17 protein-coding genes are annotated in these 14,275 nt (G+C 59.1%); 4 read left to right on the top strand and 13 right to left on the bottom strand.

Annotated elements, in window-relative coordinates; genetic code table 11:
• Positions 1 to 297 (top strand): DUF7742 family protein, encoded by a 297-nt coding sequence (locus tag ACR0BK_RS03460; protein ID WP_480553774.1) that lies wholly within the window; start codon positions 1 to 3, stop codon positions 295 to 297.
• On the opposite strand, the gene ACR0BK_RS03455 is transcribed toward ACR0BK_RS03460, so the two are convergent.
• A complete protein-coding gene (locus tag ACR0BK_RS03455) occupies positions 278 to 673 on the bottom strand; it encodes a TraR/DksA family transcriptional regulator (protein WP_348540309.1) in 396 nt (131 codons plus the stop codon). The two genes, ACR0BK_RS03460 and ACR0BK_RS03455, sit on opposite strands and share 20 nt — an antisense overlap.
• Before the next feature lie 27 nt (positions 674 to 700).
• Here ACR0BK_RS03455 and cysE point away from each other — a divergent pair, with 27 nt between their 5' ends.
• On the top strand, positions 701 to 1,510 hold the full coding sequence (gene cysE, locus ACR0BK_RS03450; RefSeq protein ID WP_480473363.1) for a serine O-acetyltransferase: 810 nt from the start codon (positions 701 to 703) through the stop codon (positions 1,508 to 1,510).
• 72 nt (positions 1,511 to 1,582) lie between these two features.
• Here the strand turns inward: cysE and ACR0BK_RS03445 are convergent, their stop codons facing one another.
• The 6 genes from ACR0BK_RS03445 to ACR0BK_RS03420 form a co-directional block, all read right to left on the bottom strand.
• Entirely contained in the window at positions 1,583 to 2,896 is a 1,314-nt protein-coding gene (locus ACR0BK_RS03445; RefSeq protein WP_480553773.1) for a pyruvate dehydrogenase complex dihydrolipoamide acetyltransferase, read from the bottom strand.
• A 14-nt stretch (positions 2,897 to 2,910) separates the two neighbouring features.
• Entirely contained in the window at positions 2,911 to 4,284 is a 1,374-nt protein-coding gene (locus ACR0BK_RS03440; RefSeq protein ID WP_480553772.1) for a pyruvate dehydrogenase complex E1 component subunit beta, read from the bottom strand.
• A 15-nt stretch (positions 4,285 to 4,299) separates the two neighbouring features.
• Entirely contained in the window at positions 4,300 to 5,289 is a 990-nt protein-coding gene (gene pdhA, locus ACR0BK_RS03435; protein WP_209503593.1) for a pyruvate dehydrogenase (acetyl-transferring) E1 component subunit alpha, read from the bottom strand.
• 159 nt (positions 5,290 to 5,448) lie between these two features.
• Positions 5,449 to 5,748 (bottom strand): FtsB family cell division protein, encoded by a 300-nt coding sequence (locus tag ACR0BK_RS03430; protein WP_209503595.1) that lies wholly within the window; start codon positions 5,746 to 5,748, stop codon positions 5,449 to 5,451.
• 141 nt (positions 5,749 to 5,889) lie between these two features.
• On the bottom strand, positions 5,890 to 6,234 hold the full coding sequence (locus ACR0BK_RS03425) for a lysozyme inhibitor LprI family protein (protein ID WP_480553771.1): 345 nt from the start codon (positions 6,232 to 6,234) through the stop codon (positions 5,890 to 5,892).
• Between the two features lie 72 nt (positions 6,235 to 6,306).
• Positions 6,307 to 7,497, bottom strand: a complete 1,191-nt coding sequence (locus ACR0BK_RS03420; RefSeq protein WP_480553770.1) for a phosphoglycerate kinase — start codon at positions 7,495 to 7,497, stop codon at positions 6,307 to 6,309.
• Between the two features lie 133 nt (positions 7,498 to 7,630).
• Between ACR0BK_RS03420 and ACR0BK_RS03415 the strand changes: the two genes are divergently transcribed.
• Together ACR0BK_RS03415 and ACR0BK_RS03410 are read left to right on the top strand one after the other, a co-directional pair.
• On the top strand, positions 7,631 to 8,137 hold the full coding sequence (locus ACR0BK_RS03415) for a peptidylprolyl isomerase (protein ID WP_209503601.1): 507 nt from the start codon (positions 7,631 to 7,633) through the stop codon (positions 8,135 to 8,137).
• Positions 8,130 to 8,687 (top strand): peptidylprolyl isomerase, encoded by a 558-nt coding sequence (locus ACR0BK_RS03410; RefSeq protein WP_480473357.1) that lies wholly within the window; start codon positions 8,130 to 8,132, stop codon positions 8,685 to 8,687. Before ACR0BK_RS03415 ends, ACR0BK_RS03410 begins: the two co-directional genes overlap by 8 nt.
• Positions 8,688 to 8,728: 41 nt before the next feature.
• On the opposite strand, the gene ACR0BK_RS03405 is transcribed toward ACR0BK_RS03410, so the two are convergent.
• The 6 genes from ACR0BK_RS03405 to ACR0BK_RS03380 all read right to left on the bottom strand — a co-directional run bounded on the left by ACR0BK_RS03405 (position 8,729) and on the right by ACR0BK_RS03380 (position 14,216).
• The gene (locus ACR0BK_RS03405) at positions 8,729 to 9,571 is read right to left on the bottom strand and encodes an alpha/beta fold hydrolase (protein WP_480553769.1); all 843 of its coding nucleotides are present in this window, start codon (positions 9,569 to 9,571) and stop codon (positions 8,729 to 8,731) included.
• 98 nt (positions 9,572 to 9,669) lie between these two features.
• On the bottom strand, positions 9,670 to 10,359 hold the full coding sequence (aqpZ, locus tag ACR0BK_RS03400; RefSeq protein WP_480553768.1) for an aquaporin Z: 690 nt from the start codon (positions 10,357 to 10,359) through the stop codon (positions 9,670 to 9,672).
• Positions 10,360 to 10,462: 103 nt separating this feature from the next.
• A complete protein-coding gene (locus tag ACR0BK_RS03395) occupies positions 10,463 to 11,284 on the bottom strand; it encodes a M90 family metallopeptidase (protein ID WP_480553767.1) in 822 nt (273 codons plus the stop codon).
• 118 nt (positions 11,285 to 11,402) lie between these two features.
• Entirely contained in the window at positions 11,403 to 11,903 is a 501-nt protein-coding gene (locus tag ACR0BK_RS03390) for a bactofilin family protein (protein WP_209596778.1), read from the bottom strand.
• Positions 11,893 to 13,224 (bottom strand): DUF5930 domain-containing protein, encoded by a 1,332-nt coding sequence (locus ACR0BK_RS03385; protein ID WP_480553766.1) that lies wholly within the window; start codon positions 13,222 to 13,224, stop codon positions 11,893 to 11,895. Before ACR0BK_RS03385 ends, ACR0BK_RS03390 begins: the two co-directional genes overlap by 11 nt.
• A 173-nt stretch (positions 13,225 to 13,397) precedes the next feature.
• A complete protein-coding gene (locus ACR0BK_RS03380) occupies positions 13,398 to 14,216 on the bottom strand; it encodes a ferritin-like domain-containing protein (RefSeq protein WP_480476777.1) in 819 nt (272 codons plus the stop codon).
• Positions 14,217 to 14,275: the final 59 nt, after the last annotated feature.

Below are 14,275 nucleotides of genomic sequence, written 5' to 3'. Positions count from 1 at the left end.
ATGCGACCGGTTTTGCATGGTGATGTAAGCGCCGCGGCGCGCGCCTTGTTGGCGGCGCCGCCGACCGAGCGGACCCGCTTATGCGCCCGGATGATCCATGAAGCGGAACTGGCCGACAATCACCGCGCGCGCACGGGTCGGCTGCATCCGGTTTACGGCAACGGATCGTTGATGGCGGTTGCGCGCAACAGGGTGCTGGCCGATGAGCCTGGGTTTGACGATTTGCAATATTGTCGGTGTTCTTCGACGGTTTTGCACCATCTTGCCGAGTTTCTGATCACCCGGTCGCGCAGCTGACACATTTGCTGGCGGCCAGATCCAGAGACAATCGTCCATCGGGAATACGGTCGCCACAATCCTCGCAATACCCGTACTCCCCCTCGTCCAGCCGCATAAGCGCGGCCTGAAGGCGGCGGGTTTCAACATTGCGATTCACCTGTTGCGCCTTTGCCATCGCCTGGTTTTGCAGCGCATCCATGCGGCTGAGCCGACCAACCGCCTGCTGATCCAGTTCAACAACGGCCTGAGCCTGCTGGCCTGATGCGGACAATTGATCCAGTTCGGCCAGACGCTCGCGAATTCGTGTTTCAAAATATGTGCGCTCGGACTCATTCATTTTCGTTGTATCGCGGATCACGGGTTTGCGTTTGGCCTTTTTGCCACTAAATGGCATTCTAGGCGCAGCAAAGGATCAAAAGCTATGTTTGAAAAACGCAGCCCTGTGACACCGGTCGATCCGGTCTGGAACCGTATCACATCCGAAGCCCAAGCAGCCGTCGAGACGGAGCCGCTTATGGGCGGGCTTGTACACGCCTGTATTCTGCATCACCGCAGCCTTGAGCGTGCACTGTCCTATCGGATCGCGGCCAAGCTGTGTTCGAACGAAATGTCGATGATGGTTCTGCGTGAGATCGTGGACGAGGCCTATGCAAACGATCCCGGATTGCTGGAAGCCGCCCGCGCCGATCTGATGGCGGTTTATGAGCGTGATCCGGCCTGCCATCGGTTGTTGCAGCCGATCCTGTATTTCAAGGGCTATCAGGCCATGCAGGCCTATCGCGTGGCGCACTGGCTGTGGCGCAAGGGGCGTTTTGATCTGGCCTATTTCTTCCAGATGCGATCGTCGGAGATATTCGGCATCGATATTCACCCGGCCGCGAGGATCGGCAAGGGGATCATGATCGACCACGCCCATTCCATCGTCATCGGTGAAACCGCCGTGGTCGGAGACAACGTGTCGATGCTGCATTCAGTGACGCTGGGCGGAACCGGCAAGGAGGAGGAAGACCGCCATCCCAAAATCGGAGATGGTGTTCTGATCGGGGCCGGGGCAAAGGTTCTGGGTAACATCAAGGTCGGCCATTGCAGCCGTATCGCCGCCGGTTCGGTGGTGTTGCAGGACGTTCCGCCGTGCAAGACCGTTGCCGGTATCCCGGCCAAGATCGTGGGCGAGGCCGGATGCGATCAGCCGTCGATCTCGATGGATCACATGCTGGGCAAAGATCAGTAGGTTGATTTGAACTAACAAAAAAGGCCGCCTCGATATTCGAGGCGGCCTTTTTTTTCGCGAGGTCGGTATGGCTTACGCCAGCATGACCATCGGGTTTTCCAGATTGTCGACAATGGCCTTGAGCAGCTCGGCCCCCAGCGCGCCGTCGATGACCCGGTGATCAACGGACATGGTGACAGACATCACCGTTGCCACGGTCAGCTCGCCATCATCCCCGACAACCGGTTTCTTGACGCCGGTGCCGACGGCCAGAATACCGGCATGGGGAGGGTTCACGATGGCGTCGAAATTGTCGATGCCGAACATGCCCAGGTTCGAGATGGCAAAGGTGCCGCCCTGATATTCATGCGGAGCCAGCTTGCGTTCGCGTGCGCGGGCGGCAAGGTCTTTCATCTCGGTCGAAAGGGCTGACAGGGATTTCATGTCAGCATCTTGCAGGACCGGCGTGAACAACCCGCCTTCGATTGCGACGGCAACAGCCACATCTGACGGTTTCAGTTGCAGCACCCGGTCACCTGCCCAGACGGCATTACAAGCCGGAACCTGCTGCAACGCGTTGGCGACAGCCTTGATGATGAAGTCATTGACGCTTAGCTTGACGCCGCGACCTTCGAGTTGCTTGTTCAACTGACCACGGAATTTCAGCAGCGCATCAAGCTTGATATCGCGGCGCAGGTAGAAATGCGGAATGGTCTGTTTGGCCTCGCCCAGACGTGCGGCGATGGTTTTGCGCATACCGTCGAGCTTGATTTCCTCGTACGGGCGGCCTTCGTACATCCGCGCGACCATATCCGCCGATGGACCAGACGGAGCTGCTGGGGCAGCTGCGGGCGCGGCGGCGGCGGGAGCAGTGGCAGGAGCTGCTGCCGGAGCGGTGGCAGTTGCGCCTTCAACATCAACCTTGACGATGCGACCATGCGGGCCGGAACCGGCAATCTGCGTCAGGTCGAGACCTTTTTGCGCAGCAATCCGGCGGGCCAGAGGCGAGGCAAAAATCCGACCACCATCAGCCTTGGCCGGAGCGGCCGGGGCAGGGGCGGCCGCCTCGGGTGCCGCTGGCGCGGCAGCCTCGTTGCCCGCGACGGCTGCGGGGGCAGCCGCCGTGGCTGCAGCCGGGGCCGTGCCAATGTCATCGGCGCTTTCGCCATCTTCCAGCAGAACCGCGATGGCGGTGTTGACCTTGACCCCTTCGGTCCCCTCGGGGATCAGGATCTTGCCGATGGTGCCTTCGTCAACGGCCTCGAACTCCATCGTGGCCTTGTCGGTTTCGATCTCGGCCAGCAGGTCACCGGAGGAGACGGTGTCGCCTTCCTTGACCAGCCATTTGGCGAGCGTGCCTTCCTCCATCGTCGGGGACAGGGCGGGCATCAGAATTTCTGTAGGCATCTGTCTGTCGCTCCTTACCGGTAGGTCACTTGTTTGACGGCGGCGATCACCTCATCGGTGGTGATCAGGGCCAGCTTTTCGAGATTGGCGGCATAGGGCATCGGAACGTCCTTGCCGGTGCAGTTGATGACCGGTGCGTCGAGGTAATCAAACGCCTCCTGCATCACGACCGAACTGATGTAGCTGCCGACGGACCCCTGCGGCCAGCCTTCTTCCACTGTCACCAGACGGTTGGTCTTCATCACCGAGTTGATGATGGCGCCAGTGTCCATCGGGCGGATGGTGCGCAGGTCGATCACTTCGGCGCTGATGCCGTCTTCGGCCAGCTTGTCGGCAGCTTCCAGCGCGTATTGCATGCCGATGCCAAAGCTGACGATGGTCACGTCCGAGCCCTCGCGCCAGATGCGGGCCTTGCCCAGCGGAATGGTCAGGTCATCCACCTGCGGCACTTCGAAAGAGCGGCCGTAGAGGATTTCGTTTTCCAGGAACACAACCGGGTTGGGATCGCGGATGGCCGATTTCAGCAGACCTTTGGCATCAGCGGCTGAATAGGGCATGACGACCTTCAGACCGGGGATCTGCATGTACCACGCGGCATAGTCCTGGCTGTGCTGTGCGGCCACGCGGGCCGCGGCCCCGTTGGGCCCCCGGAACACGATGGGGCAACCCATCTGACCACCGGACATATAGAGCGTTTTGGCCGCAGAGTTGATGATCTGGTCAATCGCCTGCATGGCGAAGTTGAAGGTCATGAATTCGACAATCGGTTTCAGACCGCCAAAGGCCGAACCCACCGCGATACCGGCAAACCCGTGTTCGGTGATCGGGGTGTCGATCACGCGTTTGGAGCCAAATTCATCCAGCAGACCTTGCGAGATTTTATAGGCCCCCTGATATTCAGCGACTTCCTCGCCCATCAGATAGACGTTTTCATCGCCGCGCATTTCCTCGGCCATTGCATCACGCAAGGCTTCGCGCACGGTTTCGGATTTCATTTCAGCATCCGCGGGCCAGTCGGGTGACAGGTCCACCGCTGGAGCCGCGGGGGCTGCTGCGGCAGGAGCCGGGGCCGGGGCTGCTGCGGGGGTGGCCTCGGGCGCCGCTGCCGCTGCGGGGGCTGCTGCGGGCAGGGCAGAGGCGTCTTCGCCTTCTTCGACCAGCACCGCGATGGGGGTGTTCACCTTGACCCCTTCGGTGCCCTCGGCGATCAGGATCTTGCCGACGATGCCTTCATCGACGGCTTCGAACTCCATCGTTGCCTTGTCGGTTTCAATCTCGGCCATGATGTCGCCCGAGGATACGGTGTCGCCTTCCTTGACCAGCCATTTGGCCAGCGTGCCCTCTTCCATCGTGGGGGAAAGGGCGGGCATGAGAATTTCGGTTGCCATGTCTTATTCGTCCTCTCAGGCGTAAATGTCAGTCCAGAGCTCTTCGACCGAAGGCTCGGGGCTTTCTTTCGAGAATTCGGCGGCCTGATTGACGATCTCCTTGATTTCCTTGTCGATCGCTTTCAGGTCATCCTCGGTCGCGTGCTTTCCGGTCAGCAGCAACTCGCGCACGTGTTCGATCGGGTCGCTTTGTTCGCGGACCTTCTGAACCTCTTCGCGGGTCCGGTACTTGGCCGGGTCGGACATCGAGTGGCCGCGATAGCGGTAGGTCTTGATTTCCAGGATATAGGGGCCTTTGCCCGCGCGGCAGTGCGCGACAGCCTTTTCGCCTGCTTCCTTGACCGCCAGCACATCCATGCCGTTGACGATCTCGCCCGGAATGCCGAACGCTTCGCCGCGATGGAAGATGTCTTTGGTCGAGGTCGAACGGGACTGAGCGGTGCCCATGGCGTATTGGTTGTTCTCGATCACGAAAATCACCGGCAAGCCCCAGATGGCCGCCATGTTGAAGGTCTCATACACCTGACCCTGATTCGCGGCACCGTCCCCGAAATAGGTGAAGGTAACGCGGCCGTTTTCCTTGTACTTGTCAGCAAAAGCCAGCCCCGCGCCCAGCGGAACCTGCGCGCCGACGATACCATGCCCGCCGTAGAAATGCTTTTCTTTCGAGAACATGTGCATCGAGCCGCCCTTGCCCTTGGACAGGCCACCGATGCGCCCGGTCAGTTCGGCCATCACGCCGCCCGGATCCATGCCACAGGCCAGCATGTGACCGTGGTCGCGATACGAGGTGATGCGCTTGTCGCCTTCCTCTGCAGCGGCCTCAAGCCCGACAACAACGGCCTCTTGTCCGATATAAAGGTGGCAGAACCCGCCGATCAGGCCCATGCCATAAAGCTGACCGGCCTTTTCCTCGAATCGGCGGATCAGCAGCATCTCGCGGTAGTATGTCTGGAGTTCTTCCGCAGAAACATTTGGTTTCTTTGTGGTTTTTCGCGCAGCCATCGTGGCGATCTCCCCCTTTCGGACAGATAGTTTAGCGTTAAACTATCTCATAAAGCATTTGAGGCTTTCTGGCGAGGGGAAATGTGACGCAGCGTTCGGCACGGCGCATCCTGACCGAAACGCCGGGCCTGAGTTGCCTTTTCTGAAAAGGGTCGTTGATCAGCGGATCACAATTTCGTCCGACCGGATCATGCCCAGAACCGAGCGCGCCTGCTGATCCAGCAGGTCCAGATCCAGATAGGTGTCGGACAGACGCCGTGTCAGGTTTTCCATCTCGGCGATTTCGACATTCAGTTTTTCCAGACTGCGTGACAGAGCGTCCCGTTCCGCCGCAATTTCGACCCGCCGAAACAGGCCGTAATCCCCCTGAACGGCGGCGAAGGTGAAATACACACCCAGCATGAAAGCCACCGAGAAGAAGAGAACTGCACCCAAACCGGGCCGATGGGAACGGGACACTCTGTTTACCGCCGTATGAAAACTTGCCTCAATAACGGGCTCTTTCCGAGCCTCTGATCGCACTATGTCACAGGCGATTCGGGTTGTGAATCCCCTGATTCGGCTTTTTTATCAGTATTTCGTGTGCGTCCCGGTTAAAGCTCAGCGCCAGGACTGAAGCTGCTGATTTCTTGCAAGCGTCTGCTCTTTCATACAGGTCCAGTAGAACATGGGCGCAGCGCTGCCGCCGCCGGACAGTTCCTTGTCGCAAGTGGCGTCCCGTGTCTTTAGCCACGCACGTTGTTCCGCCAGAAGGGCATCGCCGTTGCCACGCGCATCAGCGACCGGCTTGATCTGTTTCCATAACCGGTTGAGGTTGCGGTCAACGGCTTCCCATTGCTCCTTGGCACAGAAATTTGCGTCAAGCTGTGTCTGGCCACCGCAACTGGATTGTGCTGTTGCAGGCCACGGCATCGCGAGAAGGATGAGCAGGTATAATGACCTCATGACATAATCCCCCGTTCAAATAGGGGATAATACCATGAACCGTGACAAGCGGCCAAATGCGATCAGTGCTGCCTATTGTTCCAGCGCAGCGACACCGGGCAGGGTTTTGCCTTCCATCCATTCAAGGAATGCACCACCTGCGGTCGAGATATAGGTGAAATCCTTGGCCGCACCCGACGCGTTCAGCGCCGCAACCGTGTCACCGCCACCCGCGACCGAAATCAGCTGACCCGAACGGCTAAGGGCTGCGGCTTTCAAGGCCGCGGCATTGGTGGCCGCGTCGAACGGCTCCAGCTCGAACGCGCCCAGCGGGCCGTTCCAGATCAGGGTTTGGCTTTTGTCGAAAATCGCGGTAATCGCTGCGACGCTTTCAGGGCCCGCGTCCAGGATCATGCCATCCGCAGGGCATTGATCGGCGGGCAGAACCTTGTGGGGTGCGTTGGCCTCGAATTTTTCAGCCACCACAACATCAAGCGGCAGGACGATCTGGCAGCCCGAGCTTTCGGCCTTGGCCAGAATTTCGGCGGCGGTGTCCTTCATTGCGGTTTCAGCCAGAGATTTGCCAACGCTGATGCCTTGGGCGACAAGGAATGTGTTCGCCATACCGCCACCGATCACCAAATAATCGACCTTGTCGATCAGGTTGCCCAGCAGTTCCAACTTGGTCGAGACCTTGGCGCCGCCGACAACCGCCGTTACCGGGCGCTTGGGTGCACCCAGCGCGCTTTCCAGCGCCTGCAACTCGGCCTGCATCAGACGGCCCGCACAGGCCGGCAGCAGACGTGCGATGGCCTCGGTCGAGCTGTGGGCGCGGTGCGCGGCTGAAAACGCATCGTTGCAATAGACATCGCCCAGCTTGGCCATCCCAGCGGCCAGATCGGCGTCATTCTTGGTTTCGGCTGCGTGAAAGCGCGTGTTTTCGAGCAACAGGACCTGGCCGGGTTGCAAGGCACTGGCGGCCAGTTCCGCCTCGGCCCCGACGCAATCGGCAGCAAACAGAACCTTTGCGCCAAAAGCGCTTTCCAAAGTCGGGACCAGTTGTTTCAGTGACAGGCTTTCACGCCGTTCGCCACCGGGACGGCCAAAATGGGCCAGAAGGATCGGTTTGCCGCCAGCGGCCAGAATATCGCGCACCGAAGGGACGATCCTTTGGATACGGGTGGCGTCGGTCACAACACCGTCAACCACGGGCACGTTGATATCCACACGCACCAGCACGCGTTTGCCGTTCAGGTCCATATCGTCCAGTGTTTTCCAGCCCATTGTGCGATCCTTGTCATTGGCAACCGATTTAGGCGGTTCTTTTCCTGCATTTTGCCCTCAGGTCAATGCGTCACTTGGCATTCGCACGCGTGCGTCATAGGTATTTGCGCAAGATAAACGACAGGAGGGCCTCATGGCCGAGATCAAAGACCCCGAAAACACAATCATCATCGAGCTGAAAGGCGGCAATGTCGTCATCGAGCTGCTGCCGGATGTAGCGCCTCTGCACAGTGCGCGGATGAAGGAACTGGCCCGTGGCGGTGAATATGACAACGTGGCGTTTCACCGTGTGATCGACGGTTTCATGGCGCAAACCGGCGACGTGCAGCATGGCGATATGGAAGACGGGTTCAACCTGCGCATGGCGGGCACCGGCGGTTCGTCGCTGCCGAATGTTCCGGCAGAATTTTCCAAGCTGCCCCATGATCGCGGCACGCTGGGCGCGGCGCGCTCTCAGAACCCGGATTCGGCCAACTCGCAGTTCTTCATCAACTTCAAGGACAATCACTTCCTGAACGGTCAGTACACGGTCTATGGCCGGGTCATCGACGGGATGGAGCATGTGGACGCCATCGTACGCGGTGAGCCGCCTGCGAGCCCGGACCGCATGATCAGCGTCAAGGTGGCAGCAGATGCATAAACTGGCTGCGGCTTTTGCCTTGCTGGCAAGCCCGGCGCTGGCCAGCGGTTTGCAGATCGAGGTCGAAGGGGAAGGGGCCAATGGCACAATCTCGATCGACCTGTTCGAAGATGTCGCGCCCCAGCATGTGGAACAGATCACCGCTCTGGCTGCTGAAGGTCAGTACGATGGCGTCGTGTTTCACCGCGTGATCGATGGCTTCATGGCGCAGACCGGCGACGTGCAATACGGCAACTCGGGCGCGGACGGATTCGACATGCGTTATGCCGGGCGCGGCGGGTCTGATCGCGCGGACCTGCCGGCCGAGTTCTCGGACGTGAGTTTTGACAGGGGTGTGGTCGGCATGGCCCGGTCCAGCGATCCGGATTCGGCCAACTCGCAGTTCTTCATCATGTTCGCCCCCGGCCCGTTTCTGGACGGCCAGTATACCGTGGTTGGTCAGGTGACCGACGGTATGGATGTAGTCGACGCGATCAAGCGGGGCGAAGGTCAGAATGGTGCGATCATCGGTGCACCGGATATGATGAAAAAAGTCACCGTTACCGAATAAGATGATTTAGCCCGGCTCAAGCGCCGGGCTTTTTCTTTGGCCTATTGGTCGATGAAATCACGGATGGCACGGGTATAGTCAACTGGATCCTGAAAAGATGCGAAGTGACTGACATCTTCCAGAACAAGCAATTTGGCTTCGGGGATCACGTCAGCAATTGCTTGTGAATGCGCCATCAGAATGGCCTCGTCATGTGCGCTTTGAACCACGAGTGTCGGGACGGTGATCGATGACAGCGCCCCGAGCCCACCGGGTTTTTCGGTGCCCCACATGGCGGCAACCCCACCAAGAAATGCCTCGAACCCGTCAGGAGTGGGGGACATGGCCGCATAATCTTGGGCCATCATGCCCACGTAAGTGCCAAACACCTCGTTGGTTTCCACCGAAGGATCGATCCCGTCCAGCGTGACATTGCCTGCATGGGCAAAGTGACTGGCCAGCCGATCCGGGTTGGTGGTCGAGATTGAATACCCGATATTTGCCCCATCGGACCAGCCGACCAGATGCACCTGATCGACCCCCAGATGATCCAGAAGCGCCAGATAATCCTGCGACAACAACGCGTAAGAATAAGGGCTGCCATCGTTTGTGGATCGTCCATGCCCGCGCGTATCCGCCACAATCACCCTGTGGTCCTGCGACAGGTCGGCAACCTGCGCAGCCCAGACATCGGCATGGGCAAGCCCGCCGTGGATCATCAGAACCGGAGTGCCGCCCGCATCGCCATACGTGGCGTAATACATGTCGATGCCGTTGATCTCTGCCGTGCCCGCTTCGGTGGCGGCGGGCATCTGGGGGGCTTGCGGGATGCTCAGCCATTTGTCTTCGGCCCAGCCTGCCGTCGCAGCGCAGCTTAGGAAAAGTGCTATGGAAAATGTCTTCATTGTATCCTCCCGTTGAATTAAAGGCTGTGACCAAGCCAGGTTGGGCGGAAGGATACCGTGTTTTTCAGAAAACGGGATAACTACCTTTCCCGCGCGGATCAGTCATCCGAGGACATTGCTTTCCATATCAAAGCGCCGATTGCGCCGCCAATCAGGGGGGCCACCCAGAACAGCCAGAGCTGAGCCAGAGCCGGGCCGTCGGCAAACAGGGCAACGCCGGTTGAGCGCGCCGGGTTGACGGAGGTATTCGTCACCGGGATTGAGATCAGGTGGATCAGGGTCAGCGCTAGACCGATGGCAATCGGAGCGAACCCGGCGGGTGCCTTTTCAGACGTCGCGCCCAGAATGATCAGAATGAAGAAAGCCGTCATCACGACTTCGATGATCAAAGCCGACATCAACGAATATCCCTGCGGCGAGGCCTCACCATACCCGTTTGACGCGAACCCTCCGACACCTGCGAAATCGGGTGCCCCGCTGAAAATCAGGTACAGAACCACTGCGGCAGCGATTGCGCCAACGACCTGTGCGACCCAGTAGGGCAGAAGGTCTTTGGCCGGAAACCGTCCGCCAATCATCAGCCCCAAACTGACGGCCGGGTTGAAATGCCCGCCCGAGATTGGGCCAACTGTGTAAGCCATCGTCAAAACGGTAAGGCCAAAGGCAAAGGAAACACCAAGCCAACCGATGCCCACATCAGCTACGCCTGCCGCCAGAACGGCACTGCCGCAGCCCCCCAGAACCAACCAGAACGTGCCGAAGAACTCGGCAAGTAGTTTCGATGACATAGAAAATCCTCCGCCCAATAATGAGGTTAACCGTAATTCAAGAATTAGCTTATGTTAAATTGTTGCGAACGGGGAATTTTTTTTCGAAGCTTCCTCAATCGGGTCAGAACGGACCGCTGTGCCATTGAGCGGGATCAAGATGAAAAAGCTTTGACAGCTGTTCATAGATTGCCGGGTCAGAGGATCTCAGCGCATGTGGTCGTTCAAAGAACACCTCGACCGAAACGGCAAAGAATTCTTCGTGCCCTTCCGCGCCGTAGGGATCGATCACTGTGGGTTTCCCGGTTTCCACGGCGTGAACATGTGTCTTGTAACCGTTCAGAAAGGCGGTTTCCCACTCGTCAAAGCTTTGGTCATTGCTGAGCACGGGAACACCATTGGTTGCGCCCGAGAGGTCATCAAGCTGGTGCGCGAACTCGTGAAAGACGACGTTCCGACCATCGTGATCATTCAGGGCACCGCGCTGGCTATGGGCCCAGGACAGGATCACGGGGCCGCGGTTCCAGCTTTCCCCGCTGCGGATGATTTCCTGTTCGGTGACGACATAGCCACTGTGGCGGCGCTGTTTTGATTTGAAGGCACCGGGGTAAACCAGAATGGTCGTCAGGTTGTCATACCACTGGTCTGTATTCACCACGAGCAGACAGGCTTGCGCGGCAATCGACACCTGCATATCTTCGGTGACGTCCAGCCCGTCGCAGCCGACGAAATCGACCTGATCAAGAAACAGGTTGATCTTTCCTTCCAGCGCCCCGCGCAAGTCTTTGGGCAGCTTCTGGATAATCGGCACCTGAGCGTTCACAATATCGCGCTGGTGCTGGGACAGCGACTTGGCCAGCAAGGTCAGGCGGGTTTGTCGTTTCGACCAGAAGTGAAAGGCCGCAGCGCCAGCGATCAGCGCGACAACCGTCAGAAAAAGCAACATGGATCGACTGTAGCGCGATCAGAAAGGGACGAAAACGGGAATCCCGGATCATCCGGACACTCAAAAGAAATGACGCCACGGGTTTCCCCACGGCGCCCTGACATGAAGTGCAGTCTGCTTACTGTTTGACTTCTGCCGCCGGGTTCGATCCGGCTTTGGCGCTGCGGCCGGGGTTCAGGGGATCGTCCTGACGCTGAACCGAGCCTTCGAAATGCGCGCCGCTTTCAATGGCGATGGTCTTGTGGATGATGTCGCCTTCGACACGGGCGGTCGAGGTCAGGCGAACCTTGAGGCCACGTACGCGGCCAACGATGCGACCGTTGATCACAACGTCATCTGCGGTGACTTCGCCCTTGATCGTTGCCGATTCACCAATGGTCAGCAAATGGGCGCGGATGTCGCCTTCGACAGTGCCTTCCACCTGAATGTCACCGCTGGTCTTGATGTTGCCGGTGATGTGCAGATCCGAGGACAGAACCGAGGCCGGCGGCTTGGGTTTGGGTGCCATTGCAGGTTTCGCGTCAGCCGGAGCAGGAGCCGCTGGGGTCGCCGGAGCGGCAGGTTTGGCCGCCTCAGGTGCTTTGGGTGCGGGCTCGTTGATTTTGCTTTTAGAAAACATTTTTCGCAGCCTTGATGTAAGTCATTGGGTTTACGGGATTTCCGTTCACGCGCACCTCGTAGTGCAGATGCGTGCCGGTGGACCGTCCGGTGTTACCCATATCAGCAATATGATCCCCGCGCGAGACCCTTTGGCCGACCTTTACGTTGATCTTGGTGTTATGAGCATAAAGTGTCTCAATTCCGAACGCGTGCTTGATTTTCACAAGGCGTCCGAAGCCTGATTGCCAACCGGCATGCGTGACCACGCCATCAGCGGTCGCAAAGATATCGGTGCCCGTTGCTGCGGCAAAATCCGTGCCGTTGTGCATCCGGCTACCGCCGGTTTTTGGGTCGCGGCGGCGACCATATCCGCTGGTAAAGCGAAACGCGCTTTTGACCGGGCTGGCGAAGGGGGCCTTTTCCGCTGCAATTCGGTACAGGTTCAGCTGATCCATCTGGCGCAGCAACGTGTTCGCGCGCACTTCTTCGGGCGAAAGCTCGTCTTCTTCGCCGCGTGTGCTAAGGGATAAAGGGGTCAGCGGACCGCCCATGCCGCTATATCCGCGCCGGACCTCTTCGATGATGCGATCTGTCGGCATTCCGGCCTCTCGGAACATCTTGTCCAGAGGTTCGACCGAAATGACCATCGCCTCTTCCAGCTGGCGGAAAATCTCGTCGCTGCGTTCCTGCATCAGACGGATTTCCAGTTCCAGATCGTCCCGCTGTTCCAGCGCGTCCAGGGCGTTGGTGGCGATCAGGTCGCGTTCTTTGGCGGTCCGCGCCAAAGCGTCGGTCATAAAGGCCATCTGTACCGGGGCGCTGGAAACCGCGGCATACATATCGGAGCCGCTGGTGTCCTGTTTCAATTGGGCCAGCTCTGAGCGCGCCTCTTCGCGCTGTTTCATCGTGGTGCGCAATGTCGTCTGAATGACATCGATACCTGTCTCAAGCTCGCGGCGACGGTTTTCCGAGGCCAGCAGTTCCGACTGCATCGCGGAAATCTGGTCCAGCGCGGCATTGAACCGGTCCTGAGCGGCCAGCGCCTCATGCGCACGGGCATCGCGTTCTGCCGACAGAGTGTTCAGGCGTTCCTGATAGATGGCCTGATCGCGCTTTGCCTGTTCCCGGAAATTCCCGGCCCCGATGCTGTCCATCAACAATATGGCTGTCGCAACCGCTGTCCATCCGACCATGACGGCAACGCCGGCCACTGCGACGACCTGAGTTTCCGAACTGAGCCGGATAAATTTTGTGTCTGTGTCGGATTTCAGAAAGACCCGGCGTTCCGGGAAATGCCTCTCAAGCAGTGAGTGCAGTTTTATTGCCAGACGTGTTCGCACGCGCCCTACCTTTCATCCCCAAGATCGGAACCGGTCGTGAGTGCCTGCCGTCCCTTGCGCCGATTGCATAAAGCGGCAGGGGCGTTCGGGCAAGTTTGTTGACCAATCAGGTGCAAATGGCGCTGAAATCCCGCAAAGATCGGCGAGATTTTGCCGAAAATAACGCAGAAGTGTCAGTTCGAGAGGTCTCCGGGCGCGGGCAGGTCTTCGGTCAGGGGCCAGTAGAAATCGGGGGGCAACCCGGCTTCGGCCCGTTTTTCTTCGTTGAAGGGGGGCTTGAGAACACCGTGGAAGTACCGCCGGACCAGCGCGTGAAACACGTCCTTGGGGTCGGCGTTTTCGCGGCCACACAGGAAGTGGAACCATTTTGAGCCGTAAGCGACGTGGCCGACTTCTTCGGCATATATCACTTCGAGCGCGGCGATGGCCTGCGCGGCCTTGGCCTTGCGGAATATCTCGATCATGCCGGGAGTGACATCCAGCCCACGCGCCTCAAGCACCATGGGCACAACGGCCAGCCGCCCCATCAGATCTTCGGCAGTATCTTCGGCAGCGCGCCACATACCGGCATGAGCGGGTAGGGCACCATAATGGCTGCCCATCTGTTCCAGACAATCGCAGACCATCTCGAAATGGCGCGATTCTTCTTCGGCGCATTTCACCCAGTCATCGTAGAACCCGATGGGCATGGGTACATGGCCAAAGCGCGCGATGATGTCCCAGTGCAGATCGACGGCGTTCAGCTCGATATGGGCAACCGCGTGTAGCAGGGCAATGCGCCCGGCCTCGGTACCCGGTTTCCGTTTGGGTACCTCACGCGGGGACAACAGCTCGGGCTTGTCCGGGCGCGCGGGGGACAGGGGCGGTGATGCGGTGCCGATCTCGATGGGTTCACCCTCGGCCTTGCGGGAGGCAAACCACGCGGCGGCATGGGCTTTGGACAGGGCGGTTTTGGCCCGCCCGTCCGCTGTTGTCAGAACCTCTGTCGCCATCTGTGTCAGTGTTTTGGGCACCGGGTCGCTCCGCCTTTGGCATGTCAGCGCGGGTGATA

Source organism: Ruegeria sp. AF1 (genome assembly GCF_056542125.1).
Note: the sequence above shows the minus strand (reverse complement) of the source record. Positions and strands in the feature narration are given on the sequence as shown.

What these genes read in the sequence shown, in the direction of transcription:
- ACR0BK_RS03460 (WP_480553774.1), top strand. Translation starts at nt 1, where the DNA reads ATGCGACCGGTTTTGCATGGTGATGTAAGCGCCGCGGCGCGCGCCTTG.
- ACR0BK_RS03455 (WP_348540309.1), bottom strand. Translation starts at nt 673, where the DNA reads ATGCCATTTAGTGGCAAAAAGGCCAAACGCAAACCCGTGATCCGCGAT.
- cysE (WP_480473363.1), top strand. Translation starts at nt 701, where the DNA reads ATGTTTGAAAAACGCAGCCCTGTGACACCGGTCGATCCGGTCTGGAAC.
- ACR0BK_RS03445 (WP_480553773.1), bottom strand. Translation starts at nt 2,896, where the DNA reads ATGCCTACAGAAATTCTGATGCCCGCCCTGTCCCCGACGATGGAGGAA.
- ACR0BK_RS03440 (WP_480553772.1), bottom strand. Translation starts at nt 4,284, where the DNA reads ATGGCAACCGAAATTCTCATGCCCGCCCTTTCCCCCACGATGGAAGAG.
- pdhA (WP_209503593.1), bottom strand. Translation starts at nt 5,289, where the DNA reads ATGGCTGCGCGAAAAACCACAAAGAAACCAAATGTTTCTGCGGAAGAA.
- ACR0BK_RS03425 (WP_480553771.1), bottom strand. Translation starts at nt 6,234, where the DNA reads ATGAGGTCATTATACCTGCTCATCCTTCTCGCGATGCCGTGGCCTGCA.
- ACR0BK_RS03420 (WP_480553770.1), bottom strand. Translation starts at nt 7,497, where the DNA reads ATGGGCTGGAAAACACTGGACGATATGGACCTGAACGGCAAACGCGTG.
- ACR0BK_RS03415 (WP_209503601.1), top strand. Translation starts at nt 7,631, where the DNA reads ATGGCCGAGATCAAAGACCCCGAAAACACAATCATCATCGAGCTGAAA.
- ACR0BK_RS03410 (WP_480473357.1), top strand. Translation starts at nt 8,130, where the DNA reads ATGCATAAACTGGCTGCGGCTTTTGCCTTGCTGGCAAGCCCGGCGCTG.
- ACR0BK_RS03405 (WP_480553769.1), bottom strand. Translation starts at nt 9,571, where the DNA reads ATGAAGACATTTTCCATAGCACTTTTCCTAAGCTGCGCTGCGACGGCA.
- aqpZ (WP_480553768.1), bottom strand. Translation starts at nt 10,359, where the DNA reads ATGTCATCGAAACTACTTGCCGAGTTCTTCGGCACGTTCTGGTTGGTT.
- ACR0BK_RS03395 (WP_480553767.1), bottom strand. Translation starts at nt 11,284, where the DNA reads ATGTTGCTTTTTCTGACGGTTGTCGCGCTGATCGCTGGCGCTGCGGCC.
- ACR0BK_RS03390 (WP_209596778.1), bottom strand. Translation starts at nt 11,903, where the DNA reads ATGTTTTCTAAAAGCAAAATCAACGAGCCCGCACCCAAAGCACCTGAG.
- ACR0BK_RS03380 (WP_480476777.1), bottom strand. Translation starts at nt 14,216, where the DNA reads ATGGCGACAGAGGTTCTGACAACAGCGGACGGGCGGGCCAAAACCGCC.